The organism is Streptacidiphilus jiangxiensis (assembly GCF_900109465.1).
GTDB classification, from domain to species: domain Bacteria; phylum Actinomycetota; class Actinomycetes; order Streptomycetales; family Streptomycetaceae; genus Streptacidiphilus; species Streptacidiphilus jiangxiensis.
Genome location: NZ_FOAZ01000013.1, coordinates 194,437 through 214,415, shown reverse-complemented (window position 1 = coordinate 214,415; position 19,979 = coordinate 194,437). Strand labels below are relative to the sequence as shown.

The 19,979-nt window shown below is 73.2% G+C and carries 19 protein-coding genes; 12 read left to right on the top strand and 7 right to left on the bottom strand.

Features of this window, described 5'->3' with window-relative positions; genetic code table 11:
* The first annotated feature begins 1 nt into the window (after position 1).
* Genes BMY61_RS24695 through BMY61_RS24680 form a run of 4 tightly spaced genes read left to right on the top strand, consistent with a single transcriptional unit; the run spans position 2 to position 4,326 of the window.
* Positions 2-1,066, top strand: a complete 1,065-nt coding sequence (locus BMY61_RS24695; protein WP_082014841.1) for an ABC transporter permease — start codon at positions 2-4, stop codon at positions 1,064-1,066.
* Positions 1,063-2,838, top strand: coding sequence for a dipeptide ABC transporter ATP-binding protein (locus BMY61_RS24690; RefSeq protein WP_042444320.1), 1,776 nt, complete (start codon positions 1,063-1,065; stop codon positions 2,836-2,838). The genes BMY61_RS24695 and BMY61_RS24690 overlap by 4 nt, the downstream gene beginning before the upstream one ends.
* Positions 2,835-3,677, top strand: coding sequence for a metallophosphoesterase family protein (locus BMY61_RS24685; protein ID WP_042444319.1), 843 nt, complete (start codon positions 2,835-2,837; stop codon positions 3,675-3,677). Before BMY61_RS24690 ends, BMY61_RS24685 begins: the two co-directional genes overlap by 4 nt.
* Positions 3,678-3,684: 7 nt before the next feature.
* Positions 3,685-4,326, top strand: coding sequence for a 4'-phosphopantetheinyl transferase family protein (locus tag BMY61_RS24680; RefSeq protein ID WP_042444317.1), 642 nt, complete (start codon positions 3,685-3,687; stop codon positions 4,324-4,326).
* Positions 4,327-4,404: 78 nt separating this feature from the next.
* Here BMY61_RS24680 and BMY61_RS24675 read toward each other — a convergent pair whose 3' ends face one another.
* The 7 genes from BMY61_RS24675 to BMY61_RS24645 form a co-directional block, all read right to left on the bottom strand.
* The gene (locus BMY61_RS24675) at positions 4,405-5,574 is read right to left on the bottom strand and encodes a M20 metallopeptidase family protein (protein ID WP_042444316.1); all 1,170 of its coding nucleotides are present in this window, start codon (positions 5,572-5,574) and stop codon (positions 4,405-4,407) included.
* Complete coding sequence (locus BMY61_RS24670; protein ID WP_042444315.1) at positions 5,571-6,665, bottom strand: LLM class flavin-dependent oxidoreductase; 1,095 nt, start codon at positions 6,663-6,665, stop codon at positions 5,571-5,573. The genes BMY61_RS24675 and BMY61_RS24670 overlap by 4 nt, the downstream gene beginning before the upstream one ends.
* A 2-nt stretch (positions 6,666-6,667) precedes the next feature.
* The gene (locus BMY61_RS24665; protein WP_042444313.1) at positions 6,668-7,570 is read right to left on the bottom strand and encodes an ABC transporter substrate-binding protein; all 903 of its coding nucleotides are present in this window, start codon (positions 7,568-7,570) and stop codon (positions 6,668-6,670) included.
* Positions 7,567-8,394, bottom strand: a complete 828-nt coding sequence (locus BMY61_RS24660; protein WP_082014840.1) for an ABC transporter ATP-binding protein — start codon at positions 8,392-8,394, stop codon at positions 7,567-7,569. The genes BMY61_RS24665 and BMY61_RS24660 overlap by 4 nt, the downstream gene beginning before the upstream one ends.
* Complete coding sequence (locus tag BMY61_RS24655; RefSeq protein WP_042444311.1) at positions 8,391-9,251, bottom strand: ABC transporter permease; 861 nt, start codon at positions 9,249-9,251, stop codon at positions 8,391-8,393. Before BMY61_RS24655 ends, BMY61_RS24660 begins: the two co-directional genes overlap by 4 nt.
* Positions 9,248-10,270: an NrtA/SsuA/CpmA family ABC transporter substrate-binding protein gene (locus BMY61_RS24650; RefSeq protein WP_236655914.1), complete on the bottom strand. Its 1,023-nt coding sequence runs from the start codon at positions 10,268-10,270 to the stop codon at positions 9,248-9,250. Before BMY61_RS24650 ends, BMY61_RS24655 begins: the two co-directional genes overlap by 4 nt.
* Positions 10,271-10,371: 101 nt before the next feature.
* Positions 10,372-11,397 carry an ABC transporter substrate-binding protein gene (locus BMY61_RS24645; RefSeq protein ID WP_042444307.1) on the bottom strand — a complete coding sequence of 342 codons (1,026 nt, stop codon included), beginning with the start codon at positions 11,395-11,397 and terminating at the stop codon, positions 10,372-10,374.
* Between the two features lie 388 nt (positions 11,398-11,785).
* Here BMY61_RS24645 and BMY61_RS24640 point away from each other — a divergent pair, with 388 nt between their 5' ends.
* From BMY61_RS24640 to BMY61_RS24605, 8 genes are all read left to right on the top strand, one after another.
* The gene (locus BMY61_RS24640) at positions 11,786-12,568 is read left to right on the top strand and encodes an IclR family transcriptional regulator (protein WP_042444305.1); all 783 of its coding nucleotides are present in this window, start codon (positions 11,786-11,788) and stop codon (positions 12,566-12,568) included.
* A gap of 306 nt (positions 12,569-12,874) precedes the next feature.
* Positions 12,875-14,068, top strand: coding sequence for an ROK family transcriptional regulator (locus BMY61_RS24635; protein WP_042444303.1), 1,194 nt, complete (start codon positions 12,875-12,877; stop codon positions 14,066-14,068).
* A 500-nt stretch (positions 14,069-14,568) separates the two neighbouring features.
* Entirely contained in the window at positions 14,569-15,519 is a 951-nt protein-coding gene (locus tag BMY61_RS24630; protein ID WP_042444301.1) for a TauD/TfdA dioxygenase family protein, read from the top strand.
* Positions 15,520-15,687: 168 nt separating this feature from the next.
* On the top strand, positions 15,688-16,701 hold the full coding sequence (locus BMY61_RS24625; RefSeq protein WP_042444437.1) for an ABC transporter substrate-binding protein: 1,014 nt from the start codon (positions 15,688-15,690) through the stop codon (positions 16,699-16,701).
* A gap of 2 nt (positions 16,702-16,703) precedes the next feature.
* On the top strand, positions 16,704-17,582 hold the full coding sequence (locus BMY61_RS24620) for an ABC transporter permease (RefSeq protein WP_042444299.1): 879 nt from the start codon (positions 16,704-16,706) through the stop codon (positions 17,580-17,582).
* Positions 17,558-18,355 carry an ABC transporter ATP-binding protein gene (locus BMY61_RS24615; protein WP_042444297.1) on the top strand — a complete coding sequence of 266 codons (798 nt, stop codon included), beginning with the start codon at positions 17,558-17,560 and terminating at the stop codon, positions 18,353-18,355. Before BMY61_RS24620 ends, BMY61_RS24615 begins: the two co-directional genes overlap by 25 nt.
* Position 18,356: 1 nt before the next feature.
* On the top strand, positions 18,357-19,466 hold the full coding sequence (locus BMY61_RS24610; RefSeq protein WP_042444295.1) for an LLM class flavin-dependent oxidoreductase: 1,110 nt from the start codon (positions 18,357-18,359) through the stop codon (positions 19,464-19,466).
* Positions 19,463-19,969, top strand: coding sequence for a flavin reductase family protein (locus BMY61_RS24605; RefSeq protein WP_042444294.1), 507 nt, complete (start codon positions 19,463-19,465; stop codon positions 19,967-19,969). The genes BMY61_RS24610 and BMY61_RS24605 overlap by 4 nt, the downstream gene beginning before the upstream one ends.
* Positions 19,970-19,979 lie beyond the last annotated feature (10 nt).

Here is a 19,979-nt window from a genome sequence, read left to right as displayed (position 1 = left end):
GATGTCACCCGTCGACCGCGAGGTCCGCGCCACCACCGGCCCAGCGCCGCTGGCTGCGGCCGCCGCCGACGCCGCGCTCCCGGCCGGGTCCGGTTCGGCGCCCGGGACCTGTCCGGCATCCGAGTCCGGGCCTGAACCCGAGGCCCCTTCGACGGCAGGGGCTGCTGTCGACCCTGCGCCGCTGACCGGGACCGCCCTACCAGCCGTGGCCGCTTCGGCGTCAGGGGCCGGCGCCGCGCTGCGCGCGCTCGCGCGCCGCGCGGGCGGGCCGGGGGGCCTGCTCGCGTTCGCCGTCCTGCTGCTGCTCGTGCTGGTAGCCGCATGGCCGGGACTGTTCACCTCCGCACAGCCTGACATCAGCGACCCCGTTCACGCCTTCCTGGCGCCCAGCACCGCGCACCCCTTCGGCACCGACCAGCTCGGCCGCGACATCCTCGCCCGCGTCCTGTACGGGGCCAGGCTCTCGCTGCTGCTCGGCGCAGGCTCCACCGTGCTGTCCGTCGCCGCCGGGTCCGTGCTCGGCCTGCTGGCCGGTATCGGGGGCCGGTGGGCCGACCAGGCCCTGATGCGGCTCGCGGACGTGCTGTTCGCGCTCCCACCGATCCTGCTCGCTCTGCTCACCGTGGCGGTGCTGGGCTCCGGCACCTCGAACGTGATGCTCGCGATCGCCGTCGCCTTCGCCCCCGGCTATGCCCGGCTCGTCCGCGGCGAGACGCTGGTGGTGCGCCGGTCCGGCTACGTCGAGGCCGCTGTGGGTCTCGGTCTGCCCAGGCCGCTCCTGGTGGTCCGTCACGTGCTGCCCAACGCCCTCGGGCCCGTGCTGGTGCTCGCCACCGTCGGCTTCGGCTCGGCACTGATCACCGCGTCGGGGCTGAGCTTCCTCGGCCTCGGGCCGCAGCCGCCCGCACCCGAGTGGGGGACGATGCTGTCCGAGGGCCGTAACAATCTCGCCAACGCCTGGTGGACGGCCGTCTTCCCGGGCGTCGCGATCACCGTGACCGTCCTCGCGGTCGGTGCCGTGGGGCGCCGCGCGCAGGCCCGCTTCACCCGGAGGACCGCCCGATGAGCCTGCTCACCGTCGAGGGGCTGACCGTCTCCTTCGGCCCGCAACGCGTCGTCCGCGACCTGTCGTTCACCCTCGACGCAGGCCAGTGCCTGGCCGTGGTGGGGGAGTCCGGGTCGGGCAAGAGCGTCACCGCCCGCACCCTGGTCGGCCTCGCCGGCCACGGCGCACACGTGGCCGCCCGCCGGCTGGAGTTCGCCGGGCGTGACCTGACCGCACTGCGCGAACGCGAGTGGCGCGGCCTGCGCGGCCGCCGCATCGGCCTAGTCCTCCAGGACGCCCTGGTCTCCCTCGACCCGTTGCGCACCGTGGGCGCCGAGGTCGCCGAACCACTGCGGGTCCACGGCACCGTGCCGAGGCCGCTGGTGCCGCAGCGCGTGCAGGAGCTGCTCGCCGACGCGGGCGTGCCCGAACCGGCCTGGCGTGCCAGCCAGTTCCCGCACCAGCTGTCCGGCGGGCTGCGCCAGCGGGCACTGATCGCCTCGGCGCTGGCCGCCAGGCCCGAGCTGCTGATCGCCGACGAACCCACCACCGCCCTCGACGTGACCGTGCAGGCACAGATCCTGGACCTGTTCGCCGGCCTGCGCGACGCGGGCACCGCCCTGGTCCTGATCAGCCACGACCTCTCCGTCGTCGCCCGCCTCGCCGACCACGTCGCCGTCATGCACGCCGGGCGGCTGGTCGAGACCGGCCCGGCCGAACAGGTGCTGAACCGGCCCCGCCACCCCTACACCCGCAGCCTCCTCGACGCCGTCCCCGGCGCCCACGCCAAGGGAGCGCGCCTGTCCGCGCCCCCGGGCACGGGCCTGCCCCCGGGCCCGGACGGTTGCTCCTACGCCGCCTCCTGCCCCCGGGCCGACGACGACTGCCGCACCTTCCTGCCGTCCCGCGACGCGCTCGGCTCGCTGTGCCACCATCCGCTCAGCCAGGCCGCCGCGGCCACCTACGCGCGCCCCGTTGCCGTCACCGTCGCGACCGACCCCGCTCCACCGCCGACCGCGGCGCCGCTGCTGGAGGTCGTCTCCGTCGGCAAGCGCTACCGCCGCGCCGACGGAGCCGACCACCACGCCGTTCACGACGTGTCGTTCCAGGTCGCGCCCGGCGAGACGCTGGGTGTGGTCGGTGAGTCCGGGTCCGGCAAGACCACCGTCGCACGGATCGCGCTCGGTCTGGTCGAGCCGGACAGCGGCTCCGTCCGCTTCGGCGGTGACCGGTGGAGCGGCCTGAGCGAGCGGCAGCGCCGCCCCCGCCGACTGCGCGTCCAGGCAGTCCAACAGGACCCGCTCGGCTCCTTCGACCCCCGCTGGGACGTGGAGCGGCTCATCGGCGAACCCCTCGCCCGCACCGGCGCGCCCCGGGGCCGGGCCCGCCGCGAACAGGTCGGCGAGCTGCTGCACCGCGTCGGGCTGGCCCCCGAGCTGATGCGACGTCGGCCGATCGAGCTGTCCGGCGGACAGCGGCAGCGCGTCGCCATCGCCCGCGCGCTCGCACCCGAGCCCGACCTCATAGTCGCCGACGAGCCCGTCTCCGCGCTCGACGCCTCGGTGCAGGCACAGATCCTCGACCTGCTCGCCGACCTGCAGCGCGAGCTCGGTACGGCCCTGCTGTTCATCTCCCACGACCTGGGCGTCATCCGGCACATCAGTGACCGGGTGGTGGTCATGCAGGGCGGGCGCGTCGTCGAGGCCGGCGCCGCCGAGGAGGTCTTCACCGCTCCCACCCACCCCTACGCCAAGGAGCTGCTGGCCGCCCGGTCCGGGGGAGGAGCCCGGTGAGCGCCGGGCGCCTGCTCGCAGTCAGCGACCTGCACATCGGCTTCGACCGCAACCGCAAGGTCGTCGAATCCCTGCGGCCCACGACGCCGGACGACTGGCTGCTGGTCGCCGGGGACGTCTCCGAGCGGCAGGAGGACATCCGCTGGGCCCTCGGACTGCTCGCCGCCCGCTTCGCGAAGGTCGTGTGGGCGCCCGGCAACCACGACCTGTGGACCCACGACGCCGACCCGGGCGCAGCCCGTGGGGTCGCCCGCTACCAGGGCCTGGTCCGGCTCTGCCGCGACCTGGGTGTGCTCACCCCGGAGGACCCCTACCCGGTGTTCGACGGCGAGAGCGGCCCCTTGCGGATCGCGCCCCTGTTCCTGCTCTACGACTACACCTTCCGCCCGCCCGGGGCGCGCAGCACCCACGAGGGCCTGGCCCACGCCCGCCGTAGCGGCATCGTCTGCAGCGACGAGTACCTGCTGCACCCCGACCCCTACCCGAGCCGGGAGGCATGGTGCCGGGCCCGGGTACGGGCCACCGAGGCCCGCCTGGCCGCCGTGCCGGCCGGCCCGCCGCTCGTGCTGGTCAACCACTACCCGCTGGTGCGCGAACCGACCCGGGTCCTGCGCCATCCCGAGTTCGCCCAGTGGTGCGGCACCACCGCCACGGCCGACTGGCACCGACGCTTCCCCGTCGCGGCGGTCGTCTACGGCCATCTCCACATCCCGCGCACCACCTGGCACGACGGCGTGCCGTTCCAGGAGGTCTCGCTCGGCTATCCGCGCGAGTGGCAGGCGCGCGCCACCCAGCCCCGGCTCCCGTACCGGGTCGCGGTGCCGGCCCTGGTCGGGTGAGACCGACGTGCTGCGTTCGATCCTGCCCGAAGGCGTCGAGGTCGAGGAACTGCACGGCGACTCGGTCGCCGTGCTCTTCCCGCAGGAGGCCGCCGTCGTCGCGGACGCCGTCGCCGAGCGGCGGCGCGAGTTCACCTCCGTTCGGGTGTGTGCGCGCAAGGCGCTGCGACGCCTCGGCTGCCCGCCGGTGCCGCTGGTTCCGGACGCCGCCGGAGCACCGGTCTGGCCGCAAGGCGTGGTCGGCAGCATGACGCATTGCCGCGGATACCGCGCGGCGGCGGTGGCGCCGGCCGGGCGCTGGCAGTCCGTCGGCGTGGACGCCGAACCCCGGCTTCCGCTCCCGGCCGGGGTGCTGGAGGCGATCTCGCTGCCCGAGGAGCGCGAGTGGCTGCGGGCGCTGGGCCGAGCACACGCGGAAATCCCATGGGACCGTCTGTTGTTCAGTACCAAGGAAGCCGTCTACAAGGTCTGGTTCCCGCTCACCGCGCGCCGCCTGGAGTTCGAGCAGGCACGGGTCACGCTCCGCCCGGACGGGTCGTTCCTCGCCGAACTTCTGGTGCCGAGGCCGCCGTTCCGGACCCTCGTCGGCCGCTGGAGCGCCGGTGACGAGCACCTCGTCACCGCGGCGGCAGTGCCACGAGCGACCTGACCGAGCGGCGGCAACCGGACCCGTGGACGTCCAGGACCCGGCCCGGTGCGGGCCGGGCCGTCTGCCGGGGCGCGAGGATCACCCGGCGTGGGTCGTCCCTGGTGGCCTCAGGTGCGCGAGCGCCAGCTGTGCCAGCAGGGCGGCTCCGTCCGGGAGGACGGCGTCGTCGAAGACGGCGTCCGGAGCGTGGTTGCCGGGGGCGGTGGCGGGGTCGCGGTCCGGCGGGCAGGCTCCGACGGAGGTCATGACGCCCGGGACCTCGGCCAGCACCCGGCCGATGTCGTCGGCGACCAGTCCCGGGTGCCGGGCGGGCGCGAACCGCTCGGGGCCGAAGAGTTCGGCGACGGTGTCGGCCACGACGGCGGCCTGCGTGGGGTCGTTGACCGTGGCCGGGTAGCCCGGCGTGTGCACGACCTCTGCGCGCAGGCCGTGGGCGGAGGCGACGCCGTGGGCGGCGCGCTCGGCAGCCCGCGCGAGCCGCGAGAGGACGGCGTCGTCCAGGGACCGCAGGGTGGCCTCGATGCGGGCCTCGGCGGGGATGATGTTCGCACCGGAGCCGGCGTGGACGCTGCCGACGCTGAGAATCGCCGGTTCGAAGACGTCGAACTGGCGGGGCACCAGGGTCTGTAGCGCCAGCAGGAGTTCGCCGGTGGCCGGGATGGGGTCGCGGGCGCGGTGCGGCCAGGCGCCGTGGCCGCCGGCGCCGTGCAGGGTGACAGCCAGCGTCGCGGACGCGGCCAGGGCGGGGCCGGGGATGTTCCCGAACTGCCCGAGCGGGGCCGCCGCGGCCGAGTGCAGGGCGTAGGCGGCGACCGGCCGGGAGCCGGTGGTCTCCAGCAGGCCCTCGGCGAGCATCAGCCGGGCGCCGTCGTGACCCTCCTCGCCAGGCTGGAACATCAGCAGCACGTCGCCGTGCAACCGGTCGCGGCGGGCGGCCAGCAGTCGGGCCGCGCCGACGAGCATGGCGGCGTGCTGGTCGTGGCCGCAGGCGTGGCGGGGTCCGCCGGGGAAGGGCAGGGCGTCCAGGTCGGCGCGGAGCAGCACCGTGGGGCCGGGATGCGCGCCGCGCACGACGCCCACCACGGAGGTGAGCGCCGTGCCGGTGCGCAGGTCGAGGCCCAGTCCGTCGAGCGCGTCCAGAACGAGCCGCTGGGTGCGGGGCAGCTGCAGCCCGACCTCGGGCGAGGCGTGCAGGGTGCGGCGCAGTGCGGCCAGGCCGAGTGCGCGGGCGTCCTCGACCAGGGTCATGCGAGGCCGCCGCGCAGCGCGGGCAGGATGGTCTCGGCGATCCGGTAGGACTCCTCCAGCAGCGGGTTGCCGGAGAGGATGAAGGTGTCCACGCCCAGCTCCTGGAACTCAGCGAGCCGCTCCAGCACCTGCGCGGTGCTGCCGACGACGGCGGTGCCGGGGCCGGGGCGGAACAGGCTCATGCCGGGCCAGAGGTTGGGGTGCTTCTCCAGCTCGCGCGCGTGCGCGGGCACCTTGCCGCCGTGCTGGCGGAACTGGCGCTGCCAGCCCTCGCCGTCCCGGGTGTCGGGGTCGCCGAGCATGCGGGTGTAGGTGGCCTGGCTGGTGACGTCGAGCAGCCGGTCGGCGGCGGCCCACGCCTCGTCCTCGGTGTCCCGGACGATCAGGTGAAGCCGCAGGCCGAGTCGTAGCTCCCGCCCGTGGGCGGCGGCCCGTTCGCGGACGTGCTCCAGCTTCTCCTTGAGCAGGTGCGGGGGCTCGCCCCAGGTGAGGTAGACGTCGACGTGCTCGGCGGCCATCTCGATGCCGGGGGCGGAGGAGCCGCCGAACCACAGCGGGGTGTGGGTGCCGCCCTGGATCGCGGTGAGTTCGCGCAGGCTGGCGCCGGCGCCGGTGAGCTCGTAGAAGCGGCCCTTGTGGTCGAAGACCTCGCCCGCGGTGAGGCGCTTGACCAGGGACCAGTACTCGCCGCTGAGCAGGTAGCGCTCGTCGTGCTCCAACTGCATCCCCGCCTGCCGCAGTTGTTCGGTGGAGCCGTTGACGACGTTGAACCGGAGCCGGTCCGGGCCGAAGAGGTGGGCGAAGCTGAGCGCCATCTTGGCGAGCTGGGTGGGCGAGATCAGCCCGGGGTGGACGGCGAGCAGCGGCTTGAACGAGGGCCGGGTGACCGAGGCGACGGCGCTGGCGAGCGGCCACACGTCGTAGAGGTCGGTGGCGAAGAGCGCGCCGTCGAAGCCCAGCCGGTCCACGGCGATGCCGAGTTGCTGCAGGTAGGCGAGGTCGACGGGGCGGCGTCCGGTCGGCTCCCAGGGGTAGGCGCCTTCGCGCGGGATGAGGTACCACAGGACCTCGGGGGTGCGGGTCGTGGACACGGTCAGTTCTCCTGCCCGGTCGCGAGTGCGGAGGTGGCGGCCTGGTCGAGGGCGGCGTGGCGGGCGTCGGCGACGGTGACGGGCCGGGGCAGGAAGCCGGCCTCGGCGAGGATGTCGGCCGCCTCCTGCTGCTCCGCGAGGAATGCGTCGGAGACGGGCTCCAGGCGCCAGGGCAGGGTGGCCAGGGCCTCGCGCCAGTCGGCGGCGGTGCCGCCCTGGTCGGCTGCGGCGATGTCGGCGGCCTCGTCGAGGTGCGCGGCGGCCCAGTCGTCGGCGTGCTGCAGCGCGCGCACGATGAGCCCGACGAGCTCGGCGCGGGTGTCTGCCACGTCGCGGCGGGTGAAGAAGACCGAGCGGTCCGCGATCACGTCCCCGGCCTCGACGAGCGTGCGGACCCGTCCTGCGCGGCGTGCGGCGAACAGTTCGGCACCCTGGGCGACCCAGGCGTCCACCGAGCAGTCCAGCAGACGCCGGTAGGAGTCGGCGGTGGAGCGTGCGGCGGTGATGTCGCGGCCGTAGGAGAGACCGTGCGCAGCCAAGGACTCGCCGAGGAAGTGGGTCTGCCAGGACCCGACGGCCAGATGGACGGTCCGCCCCTTGAGGTCGGCCAGGCTCTCGATGTCGCTGTCGGCGCGGACCAGCAGGGCGCCGTGGCCTGGGCGGGGCGCGGAGACGGCGGCGTAGACCAGGTCCAGCCCGGCGGCCTGCGCGGACAGCGGCGGGGTGGAGCCGGTGCCGCCGAAGTCGATGGTGCCGTCGGCGAGGGCCCGGGCGGTGGCCAGTCCGCCGATCTGGTGCCAGGCCACGGTCTCGCCGAGCGGTTCCAGCAGCTGTTCGAGCAGGCCGAGTCGGGAGAGGTGGTACAGGGACGGGTTGGCGTCGTGGACGCCGATGTTGACGGTCATGCGGGCTTCTCCTGGTCAGCGGGGTGCGACTTCGGGCTGGCGGCCGGGGCTTGGACGCCGAGGTCGGCGAGGAGGCGGGAGCGGAGGGAGGCGAAGCGGGGGTGGCCGGCGTCGCGCGGATGGTCGAGGCCGATGCGTTCGTCGGTGACCAGGCGACCGTCGCGCAGCACCGCGACCCGGTCCGCCAGGCGGATGGCCTCGTCCACGTCGTGGGTGACGAGCAGCACCGCGGGCCGGTGCACCCGGCACAGCTCGCCGACGAAGTCCTGCATCCGCAGCCGGGTCAGCGCGTCCAGCGCGGCGAAGGGCTCGTCCAGCAGCAGCAGTTCGGGCTCGCGTACCAGCGCCCGCGCGAGCGCGACCCGCTGGGCCTCGCCGCCCGACAGCGTCGCGGGCCAGGCCTTTGCGTGCCGACCCAGGCCGACCTCCGCCAGCGCCTGCCGCCCGGTCTCGCGCACCTGCGCACCGCGCGGCAGGCCGACGACGACGTTCGCCAGCACGCGCTTCCAGGGGACTAGCCGCGGCTCTTGGAACACGACGGTCCGTGACGGCGGCACGAGGACCGTGCCCTCGTCGTGGCCGTCCAGCGCGCCGAGGATCCGCAGGAGTGTCGTCTTGCCGGTGCCGCTGGCACCGAGCAGGGCCACGAACTCGCCGCGGGCGATGTCGAGGTCCAGGCCGTCCAGTACGTGGCGCGGGGTGCCGTCCGGTGCGGTGAAGGTGCGGCGCAGGCCGCGGATGTGCACGGCCGGGCCACTCGAAGGCGTGTTCTGGGCCTGGGTTGTCGTCACGTTGTCGGTGGCTGGGGATATGGTCTGGTTCATCGGCGGGCTCCCTGGGCGCGCCACGGCATCAGCAGCCGTTCCAGCAGCCGGGCGGTGCCGTCCGCGAGCAGGCCGATCAGCGCGTAGATGAGAATGCAGACGGTGAGGATGTCGGTGCGGGAGTACTCCTGCGCGGTGGACATCAGGTAGCCGATCCCGGCGGTCGCGTTGATCTCCTCGGCCGCGATCAGGGCGATGACGCTCAGTGTCATCGACAGGCGCAGGCCGGAGAGCAGCGCGGGCAGCGCGCCGGGCAGCACGATCTCGCGCACGAGCGCGAGCCGGCCGAGCCCGAAGCTGCGCATCGCCTCGACCAGCTTTCGGTCGGTGGAGCGGACGCCACCGGAGGCGGAGACGTACATCGGGAAGCTCGTCGCCACCGCGATCAGGACGACACGGGCGGTCTCGCCGATACCGAACCACACCATGAACAGCGGCACGAGCGAGAGGAAGGGAATCGTGCGCAGCAACTGCACCGAGGAGTCGAGTAGTTCCTCGCCCACCCGGGAGAATCCGGTGATGACGCCGAGGACGAGACCGATGGTCGCGCCGATGGCGAGGCCGAGTCCGGCCCGGGTGAGCGAGACCGCGAGCGCGTCGCCGAGCTGCCCGCCGGTCCACAGTTCGCGGACCGCGGCGAGCACCTGGCCCGGTGAGGCGAGCAGGGCCGGGTTCAACGCCCCGCTCGCCGAGGCGGCCCACCAGGCCACCAGCAGCACCAGTGGGCCGGCGAGGCGTAGCGCGACGCCGACACCCGGGCGACGAGGCCGGACGGCACGCGGGCGTGGGGCGACCAGGCCGGCGTTCACCGTCGCGGGGGTTTCTGTTGTTCCCGCAGCGGCGCTCACGGCGCTCATCCGGCGCTCGCAGGGAGGGAGGTCACGTCGATGACGGAGGGCTTGACGTCGAAGAAGCCCTTGGTGATCTTCTGGTCGGCGAAGAACTGGGCCACCGTGTGGAAGTCGTTCAGTGCCGTCGCGTCGATCGGCTGCGCGGTGCCCAGCGCCTTGTCGATCGGGAGCTCCACGGCCTGCTGGGCGGCGCTGACGGCCTCCGGGCCGCTGGTGGTGTTCACGTTCAGGTAGGCGGCGGGGTTCTGCTGCTGCTTGAGCCCGGCGTCGTGGAGGTAGGCGTAGAGCGCCTTGACCACCGCGGGGTGCTGGTCGGCGAAGCCGGTGCGCACCGCCCAGACGGCGTAGTTCAACGATCCGACCTGGTCGCCGGTGACCAGGAAGTGCGAGTCGTGGTCGGCGATCTGCGGCACGGAGAAGCTGGCCCAGGTGGACCAGGCGTCCACCTGGCCGGAGTTGAACACCGGGCCGATCTGGTTGGGCTGAAGGTAGACCCGGGTGACGGAGCCGACCGGTACGCCGTTCTGCTGAAGCGCCTTGAGCAGCAGGTACTCGCTGGTGCCGCCGTGCCAGACGGCGACCTTCTTCCCGACCAGGTCCTTGACGGAGGTGATGCCGGAGTTGTTCTTGACCAGGATGCCCTCGCCCAGCCGGTCCGGTGCGACGGCGGCGAAGAGCTTGAAGCCGGGGCTCTGTGCCAACGCCGCGGTCGCGGAGGTGATCGAACCCTCGGCGACGTCCAGGGCGTTGGCGTCCAGTTCCTGGGCGGCCGGGGCGAAGGCGCCTGCGGTGCCGGTCCAGACGACCTTGGCGTGCACCTTGGCCAGCGCTCTGGCCAGCGAGCCGTCCTTGCGTCCCAGGGCGAGGATGCCGGAGTTCCCCTGGTCGGGGATGCGCACGGTGATGTTCGTGGCATCCGCTCCGGGCTGGCCGCTGCTCGTGACAGTGGCGCCGGAAGAGCAGGCGGCCAGCCCGAGCCCGGCGAGGAGGGCGGTGGCAGAGAGGAGGACGGGACGGGTTTTCACGGCGGGCTCCAAGAGGGGGCGGGCGGAGTTCGGACGGGGATGCGCGAGGGGGAGCGGCTGGGTCCGGGTGGGGGGTGCCGGGGGTCGGGACGGCGGCGCGCTCAGACGGGTGACGACGCGGAGGGCGCTGTCGAACTGGCTGCGCGGAGGCGCAGTGCCTCGCGCAAGGGCTCATGGGCGGCCCAGGTCCGGATGTCCACGCGGGCGGACAGGAAGCCCTGCGCCCGCAGGAAGCGCTCCTGCTGGGCGAGCAGGTCGAGGCGTTCCTCGGACAGGGAGAGCTGGAGGCTGCCCGCGGTGCCAGGGCCGTAGGCCCCGGCCACGCCCTCCGCCCCGGCGCCGGTCTCAAGGCTCAGGATCCGGGCCAGGTCGGTGCCGTTGCCCGCGGCCCAGTCGGCCGACTCCAGGAGTACGGCCAGGAACCGGGCCACGACGGTGGGGTGTTCGTCCAGCAGTCGCTGGTGCACGGTGATCGGCCGGGGCGTCCCGTTGTTGACCCGGTGCCGTCGGTCGGGGGCGGCGTCGAGGTCGATCGCGACGCGGGCGCCGTAGCGACGGGCGGTCTCGACGGCGACGGCGCCCTTGACGTAGACGGCGTCCACGCGTCCGTCGCGCAGCGCCGAGAGCTCGCCCTCCCACTGTCCGCGGCGCACCCCGTCGACGTCGACCACCTCGGCGTCGTCCAGCGTGAGCCCGGCCAGGGCGAGCGCGCCCGCGTGGCCGTGCAGGGCCATGGCCCGCCAGAAGTCGATGTCGATCGCGTGGCGGGGCACGGCCAGCCGGGCGCCGCGTAGTTGCCGGGGATGGTGCAGGTCGCTGTCCTCGCGGACCAGGATCGCCTGGCGTTCCTCGATCCAGGTGAGCGCGACGACCCGGGTGGCCTCGCCCCGCGAACGGGCCCACAGGGCCGGGACGTTGCCGCCCTCGCGGAAGAGCCCGGTCAGTTCGTGGGTGTAGTGGGCGCGGGCCAGGTCGCTGTTCTCCGCCGCTTCGTGCAGCTCCTGCAGGGAACGGACGGCGATGCCGTCCGGAGCGAACTCGGCCGCCAGGGTGCCGCGATCGGCCGCGATGCCGGTCGCGGTGGGGACGGGGCAGCGGGTGAACCAGATCTCGTCCAGAGTGGACACGGGAGCTCCAGGAACGGAAGGAGAAGTGTGGGTGCGTGGGCGCGGCGCCTCACCACATGGAAAGCGGGAAGCGGCGCTGGAGGACGCGGGAGAGAACAGCGCGCGGTCAGCGGCAAGAGGCGGTGCGACAACAGCACCCGTGCGAACACCCGCACGTGGACGGCGAGGCGACCGGGCACAGCACACGAGTCGTCGTCATCGCGATCTGCTCCCTTCCGGTCCTGGCTGTCGAGTGGTGGTGGAAGGAGGCTGGCACGCGTCCGGGGCCCCCAGCAAGTCTTTCCATATCGTGGGATCTGTCGGCTGACAGATGCTTCGCAGCAGGTCACAGGGGTTCACATCGACGCAATAGTTGCCAGATGATGGAATCGCTGACCATGCTTGGGTCATGACATCCACCAGCGCTCCGGCCGGAGCCCAGGCGGTCACCCGGGCTCTGGGACTGCTGCAGTGCTTCCACGACAACGCGGGCGCGTTGAGCGTGTCGGAGCTGGCCCGCCGCATGGGTCTGTCGGTCTCCACCACCCACCGCCTCGCCCGTACCCTGGTCGCGGCGGACGTTCTGGAACAGGACGAGCAGACCGCCCGCTACCGGATCGGTCCGCTCGTGGCGGAACTGGGCCAACTCTCGCTCCACCAACGCGGCATGCACCGGGCCGCCCCGGAACTCGCCGACCTGTCCCGCAGCACCGGCGCCACGGCGGACCTCGCCATCCGTGGCGGCGACCACGCCGTCATCCTGGTCGGCGGTTCGGTCAACCCGGCGACCGGCCTGGGCCTGCGCCGACCGCTGCACTCCACCGCACTCGGCAAGGTACTGCTGGCCTGGGCCCGTCCCGGCGAGGGAGACCTGCGGTCACTGCCGATGCCGGCCCTGACGGACCGCACCATCACGGACCCGGTGGCGCTGGAAGAGGAGTTGGGGCGGGTCCGCGAACGCGGGTACGCCCTCAACGACGGTGAGTCCGTGCACGGTGTGCGGACCCTCGCGGTCCCGGTGCTGGAGGCCACAGGTCATGTGCACGCGGCGCTCGCGCTGCGCAGCACGCCCGACGTGCTCACCGACGACCGCCTGCCGTGGTTCCTGGCCCACGCTCGCTCCTGCGCCCGTGCCCTGGAAGTACTGTTGCTCCCACCGCAGTTGCGTCACTCGGCCCTGCCGGGTCGGTGATCCTCAAGGACGGACACGCATCGCACGGGCAGCGGCCGCCCCTCCCTCACCGGTCCGGGCGGGTCGCGGTCTGCCGACCTGATGGTGAGCCACGGACCATGGCCGGTCGGGGACGTCGTGGTGGCCGCTTCGCAGAACCGCCACGAGCCCGTAACCGTGGTCCATTGACCGGTCCTCACCGGGCTTGCGAGCATGCGGCACATGACGTCGTCGAACTGTCGCCGCATCCGGTAGACCCAGGATCTGCGCACCTCAGCACCCGGGTTACCACCTTGCCACGTGGCCGACCCCGGACAGAGGATCATCATGCTGCCAGCACTCGTCGCGACGCCCGGTACCCACTCCGCTGCTGAGCAGACGGACGGAGCCGCCGCCGTCCTGCGGGCTGTCCTGGACCAAGGGCCCCTCGCCCGCACAGCGATCGTCCGGCGGACCCGACAGAGCGCGGCCGCCGTGTCGCGCCACGCGGCCGACCTGCTCGCGATGGGACTGGTGTGGCAGCCGCCGGAACCCGTCGAGCCGCCCCGTCCCGGCCGTCCCCGCATCCCGCTCGACATCGACACCTCGTACCACGTCGCGGCGGGCGTGCACATCGCGGTGCCGCGGTTGACCTTTTCGCTCACCGATCTGCGCGGGCGCGTGGTCGCGACCGAACACGCGCCGAGGGCGCGGCGCCCGGACGCGGTCCTCGCGGAGGTCGCGGCTCGGCTGCCGGGCTTTCTGCGCCGGCACGCACACGGGCGCTCCGTGCTCGGGCTGGGTGTGGTCACCGGCGGCTGGGTGGATCCGGACGCGGGTGTGCTCGTCGAGAACGCCGCGCTCGGCTGGCGCGACGTGTGGTTGCGACGCGCCCTGGAGCAGACGGTCCGCCTACCCGTACACGTCGAGGGTCATGCCCGGGCCCTCGCCCATGCCGAGTTGCTGTTCGGCCAGGCACGCCAGGCCGAGGAGAACGTTCTGGTCCACCTGTTCGTGGGCAACGCCGTGGACGCGGCCATCGCCACCGGCGGTGTCCTGCTGCGGGGCCGTCGGCACGGTGCGGGCGGCATCGCTCACCTGCCCGTTCCCGGGTCGGCGCAGGCGTGCCCCTGCGGTCGCACCGGCTGCCTTCAGGTGACGGTGTCCGACAACGCCGTCGCCGAGCGCGCCGCGGCCGACGGCATCACCCCACATGCCGACCTGCTCCTGCTGCTGCGGGCCGCGGCGGAGGGCGATCCGGGCGCCCTGGAGCTGTGCCGGTCCAGACTGCGGATGGTCGCCCGAGCGGTCCGGCCGATGCTCGACGTGATCAGTCCTGACGCCGTGGTGGTGACGGAGGCCGTCACGCTTCGGCTCCCGGCGCTGCTCCCCGAACTGAGTCGGGAGCTCGGCGGCGCCGACGGCGTGGTCCGGGGCGGGTCCTTCGGCACGGACACGCTCGCTGTGGCCGCCGCCGTGCCAGTGCTCGCGGCGGTCTACCGGGACCCGCTGGGGCTGCGCACGGCCGGAGCAGCCCGGTGAGGCACATCCGCGCGGAGTTTCTTCCACGCCGCCAGAAACCGTTGTCCCGGCGGCCTTCCGAGCGACAGACTGCGGGCATGGAAGCGCAGCACAAGGCCACGATCCGGGACGCCGCACAGCGGCTCACCGTGAACGCCTTCCGCGCGCACCACTTCGCCGGCCTGCGCTGTCGCGTCTGCTGACCGGCCTGTCACGGACGCCCTCCCGCCTGCGCCGCGCGCGGCGCTGACAGCCGCGCGTCCGCTCCCGTCCTCACCGCAGTGACGCCGGGGTGGCGTCTGCCACCTGTGCGAGCCCCGCGTACGCCGGGCCTGTCTGCCCCGGAGTAGCGCCACGGCACCTCTTCGCTGTGCCCCGGCACTGCCGTGTCCCGTGGGGCTGCCGTGCCAGTGCGCTCCACCGTGCCACTGCACCGGCGTGCCGTGCCATGCCATGCCGTGCCATGCCACGGCACCGGGCCGCCGACCCCGCACACCGTCCATCACCGAAGGGACCTCCCCATGAGCACGCCCACCGTCCGTCCGGTCGCCGGTCACATCGGTGCCGACATCGACGGCGTCGACCTCGCCCAGTCGTTGTCCGCCGAGGCCGTCGACACCGTCAAGCAGGCGCTCCACCGGCACAAGGTGGTCTTCTTCCGCGGCCAGACCCTTGACCACGCCGCCCAGATCGCCTTCGCCCGCCAGTTCGGCGAGCTCACCTACGCCCACCCGCACGACGACGCGCCGCCTGCGGACCACCCGGAGATCTTCACCGTCGACCCGCGCCGCTTCGAGGAGCGCTACGGCAAGGACTTCCGCGACGAGTACCGCAAGCGCCAGTACAGCTACACCGACGGCTGGCACACCGACGTCACCGCCGCCGTGAATCCGCCCTCCGGGTCCATCCTGCGGGCCGAGATCGTCCCCGAGGTCGGCGGCGACACCCAGTGGACCAACCTCGTCGCCGCCTACGAGGGCCTGTCCGCGCCGGTCCGCGCCTTCGTGGACACCCTGCGCGCCGAGCACCGCTACGGCGGCGGTCGCCAGCCGGAGGGGGACAGCGACTACGCCCGCCGGATCAACGACAACCTGCTGGTGGCCGTCCACCCCGTGGTGCGGGTCCACCCCGAGACAGGGGAGCGCGCGCTGTTCGTGAACCCTGTCTTCACCAGCCACATCGTCGACGTCACGGCGGCCGAGAGCAAGCGCATCCTGGACCTGCTCTACGCCGAGATCACCCGGCCCGAGTACACGGTGCGCTTCCGCTGGGAGGCCGGACACGTCGCCTTCTGGGACAACCGCGCCACCGCCCACCTGGCCCCGCGCGATCTGGAGCACCTCGACGTCGAGCGCCGCCTGCACCGGGTCACCCTGATCGGCGAGGTCCCCCTCGGCCCGGACGGACGCGAGTCCGAGCTGCTCGCCGGGCGCCCCTTCACCGCCGACCACCGCGTCGCCGTCGCGTCCTGACGCAGCCGCACGGCCGATTCCACCCCGGTGCCGTGCCGACCGACCCGGCCGGCACCGGGCTCCCACGCCCACCGACACCGCACCGCGCAACCGACCGGAAGGAAGAGCACATCCGTGTCCGCACCCCAGGGCCTCTCCGCCCCGAACCGAAGACTGTTCCTGCAGACCATGCTCGGCGCCGGTGCAGCGCTCGGCCTCAGCGCCTGCACCAGCGCCGCCGCCAGCGGGCCCGCTCTGTCGAGCAGCGCCGCGCTGCCCACGAAGGTGCCCTCCGGCACCAGCCTGAGCATCGCCTCCTCGCTCGGCGCCCAGCAGCTCCAACTCCAGCTCTCCGGCCTGATCAAGCAGATCCCGTTCACGGTCTCGTCCTGGCCGAACATCGGCGCGGGCCCGGACGTGATCAACGCCTTCCGTGCCAACTCCCTCGACCTGGCCAACAACGCGGGCATCCCGCCGATCCAGGCCCACTTCCAGGGCTACGACGCCCGGATCGTGGCACTCGACCTGACCCGCAAGCCGTCCTACCTGTTCGCCACCAAGCCCCACAGTGACATCTCGTCGGTCGCGCAGTTCGCCGGCAAGAAGCTGGCGTTCTCCCAGGGGCAGGCGCAGGGCGTCGTCCTGCTGCGTGCGCTGCACGAGGCCGGGCTGAAGGACTCGGACGTGCAGCTCGTGCCGCTGACCAGCAACCAGTTCCTCACCGCGCTGGAGGCCGGCCAGGTGGACATCGCGCCGCTCGCCATCTCGCAGGCGCCCGCCTACCTCAACAAGTACGCCGCCGACGGCGCGCACACCATCACCACCGACGTCGTGGACCTCCTCAACCTGCTGTGGGCTCCGGCCGACGTGCTGGCCGATGCCGACAAGGCGGCGGCGATCGCGGCGTTCATCCCGATCTGGGCCAAGGGCCTGGTCTGGGTCTACGAGAACCCGGCCGTCTGGGACCAGGAGTTCTACGTCAAGACCCAGAACATCAGCCTCACCCAGGCCCAGCAGGTGACCGCGCTCAGCAACAAGCCTTTGCTTCCTTCGAGTTGGGACGAGGCGATCGCCTGGGAGCAGCAGACGATCGACCTGCTCGCCGAGGGCGGTTTCGTGAAGTCCTTCAAGGCCGAGACCCTGTTCGACCGCCGCTTCGAGCACCTCGCGGCGGCCGCCGTTCCCGCCCAGTACCGGAGCTGACCATGGCCGACCATGTATCCACCGTCCTGGTGACAGCGCCCGAGCGGCCCGTGGCGACCAGCCCGGTGCCGGTCCCGCGGGTGACGACGACCGGCCGCCCCCGCGTCCGCAGGCTGGCGCCGGGCCGCCGCCGCCCTTACGCCCGGCTGCTCGGCCCGCTGCTCCTGCTGGCCGTCTGGGCCGGGGCCAGCGCGGCCGGGCTGCTGGACCCACGGATCCTGCCCGCACCCTGGACGGTGTTGCACACCGGGTGGCATCTGTGGACCGCCGGCACGCTGCGCACCGACCTCGGTACCTCGCTGTGGCGTGCCACGCAGGGCTTCGCCATCGGCCTGGTGGCCGGTGTGCTGCTGGCGCTGGCCGCCGGGCTGAGCCGGATCGGTGAGGCGCTGATCGACGGCACCGTGCAGGTCAACCGCGCCGTGCCGACCCTTGGCCTGATCCCGCTGTTCATCCTCTGGCTGGGCATCGGCGAGACCTTCAAGGTCGTCATCATCGCGATCGTCGTCTACATCCCCGTCTACCTGAACCTGCACGCTGCACTGGCGGGCATCGACTCCCGCTACGTCGAACTGGCGGAGGTGCTCCGGCTCAGCCGCTGGCAGTTCGTCCGGCAGGTCGTCATCCCCGGCGCGCTGCCCGGCTTCTTCGTCGGACTGCGCCTGGCCGTCACCGGCTCCTGGCTCTCCCTGGTGGTCCTGGAGCAGATCAACGCCACCAATGGCCTCGGCTACATGATGTTCCAGGCCCAGAACTACGGCCAGACCGACGTCATCGTCCTCGGACTGCTCATCTACGGAGTCTTCGGCTTCGCCTCCGACTCCGCCGTCCGTCTCCTGGAAAGGAGGGTCCTGGCATGGCGCCGATCGCTCAGCAGCTGACTCAGCCCGCCGTCCGACTCACCGGTCTGACCCGCTCGTTCGGCCCGCGCACCGTGCTGGACGGCGTCGACCTCGACATCCCGCCCGGCCAGTTCGTTGCCCTCCTTGGCCACTCGGGTTCGGGCAAGAGCACCCTGTTGCGGGCCATCGCCGGCCTGGACCACGACACCGCTGGAAGTGGCGAACTGTCCACCCCGGAACGGGTGTCGGTGGTCTTCCAGGACTCCCGGCTGCTGCCCTGGCGCCGCGTGCTGGACAACGTCCTGCTCGGCGTCGGCAAGCGGGACGCCGACGGTCGTGACGCGGCCGAGCGGGGCCGGGCCGCGCTCGCCGAGGTCGGCCTCGCCGGACGCGAGACCGCCTGGCCCGGTCAGCTCTCCGGAGGCGAACAGCAGCGCGCGGCGCTGGCCCGCTCCCTGGTCCGCGAACCCGAACTCCTGCTCGCCGACGAACCGTTCGGGGCGCTGGACGCGCTGACCCGGATCCGCATGCACACCCTGCTGCGCGAACTGTGGCAGCGCCACCACCCGTCCGTGCTCCTGGTCACCCACGACGTCGACGAGGCCGCCGCGCTCGCGGACCGCGTCCTCGTGCTCGAACACGGCAGGATCGCCGTCGACCTGACCATCGACCTGCCCCACCCCCGGTCCTACCGGGACCCGCAGCTCGGCGAGTACCGCGAGCGATTGCTGGCCGCGCTCGGGGTGCGCCCCGACGGTGAGCCGACGGCCGCCGTGCCGGCCGGGGCCACGGGGCACCGAGGGGAGGACTGAGGTGGGCGAGTACCTCTGGTACATCCCGAACACCGTCGAACCCGGGCACCGCGGCGACGACACGCACGACGGCTGGGGAACCCTCGACCACTCGACCGAACTCGCCCAGGCGGTCGAGGACCACGGCTGGTCCGGAGCGTTGTTGGGCACCGGCTGGGGCCGACCCGACACCTTCACCGTCGCGGCGGCCCTCGCGGCCCGCACCACGTCCTTCAAGCCGCTGATCGCGATCCGGCCCGGCTACTGGCACCCGGCCAACTTCGCCTCGGCCGCCGCCACGCTCGACCAGCTCAGCCGGGGCCGGGTCCTGGTCAACGTCGTCAGCGGACTGGACAACCCCGCCTCCTACGGCGACGGCGAGTTCGACCAGTCCCGCCGCTACGACCGGACCCTGGAGTTCCTGCGCCTGGTGCGGCGCCTGTGGAGCGAGGAGCAGGTGACCTTCCACGGCGAGCACTACCGGCTGGACGACTCCACCGTCCGGCCCCGGCCGTGGGGAACCGAGGAGGGGCTGCATCCGCGGCTGTACTTCGGCGGTGCGAGCGCGGCCGCCGAGCAGGTCGCCGCGCGGGAGGCCGACGTCCAACTGTTCTGGGGGGAGCCACTCGACGGCGTCGCCGAGCGGATCGAGCGGCTGCGTTCGCTCAGCGAAAGCGTCGAACGCCGCCACGCACCCCTGGAGTTCGGGCTCCGGGTGACCACCCTGGTGCGGGACACGACCGAGGAGGCGTGGCGCGCCGCCGAGGAGAAGATCGCCGCGATGGCGCAGCAGGGCGCTCACGACCCGGAGGCACCCCAGCGCCGGACGGCGGTCGGCCAGCGCCGCCTGCTCGATCTGGCCGCACGCGGTGAGGTGCTGGACAGCTGCCTCTACACCGCGCCGGGCCGGTACGGGGGCGGGGGAGCCGGCACCACCTGGCTGGTCGGCTCCGCGCAGGACGTCGCCGACGCCCTGGACCGCTATCGCGCGCTCGGGGTCTCGCACTTCGTGCTGTCCGACACGCCCTACAAGCAGGAGATCGCCCGCGTCGGCGACCAGCTGCTCCCCCTGCTGAGACAGAACGCCCCGACCTCCAGCCGCTCGACCACGCCCATGGAGGTTCCCGCATGACGGCGCTCCTGCACGACACCACATCCCTGCGCGCCGTCTACGGCGCGTTCCCCACGGGCGTCACGGCCGTCGCCGCCGTCGTCGGGGGACGGCCGGTCGGCATGGCCGCCAGCTCCTTCACGACCGTGTCCCTCACACCGCCGCTGGTGTCGGTGTGCATGGCACACAGCTCCAGCACCTGGCCCGCCCTGCGCCGGGCCGAACGTCTGGGCATCAGCGTGCTCGCCTCCGACCACGGGCCCCTGTGCCGGCGCCTCGCCGGTCCCGCCGAGGACCGGTTCACCGGCGTCGCGTGGCGGGCGACCCCGGACGGCGCCGTGCTGCTGGACGGCGCGAGTGCCTGGTTCGACTGCTCGGTCGAGCAGGAGGTGCGGGCCGGGGACCACGACATCCTCGTGCTCCGAGTCCACGACCTGCGCGCCGACCCGGCCGTTGACCCCCTCGTCTTCCACGCGAGCACCTTCCGATCGCTCGACCCCGCCGCCACGCGCCCCACGCCCTGACCACCCCGGG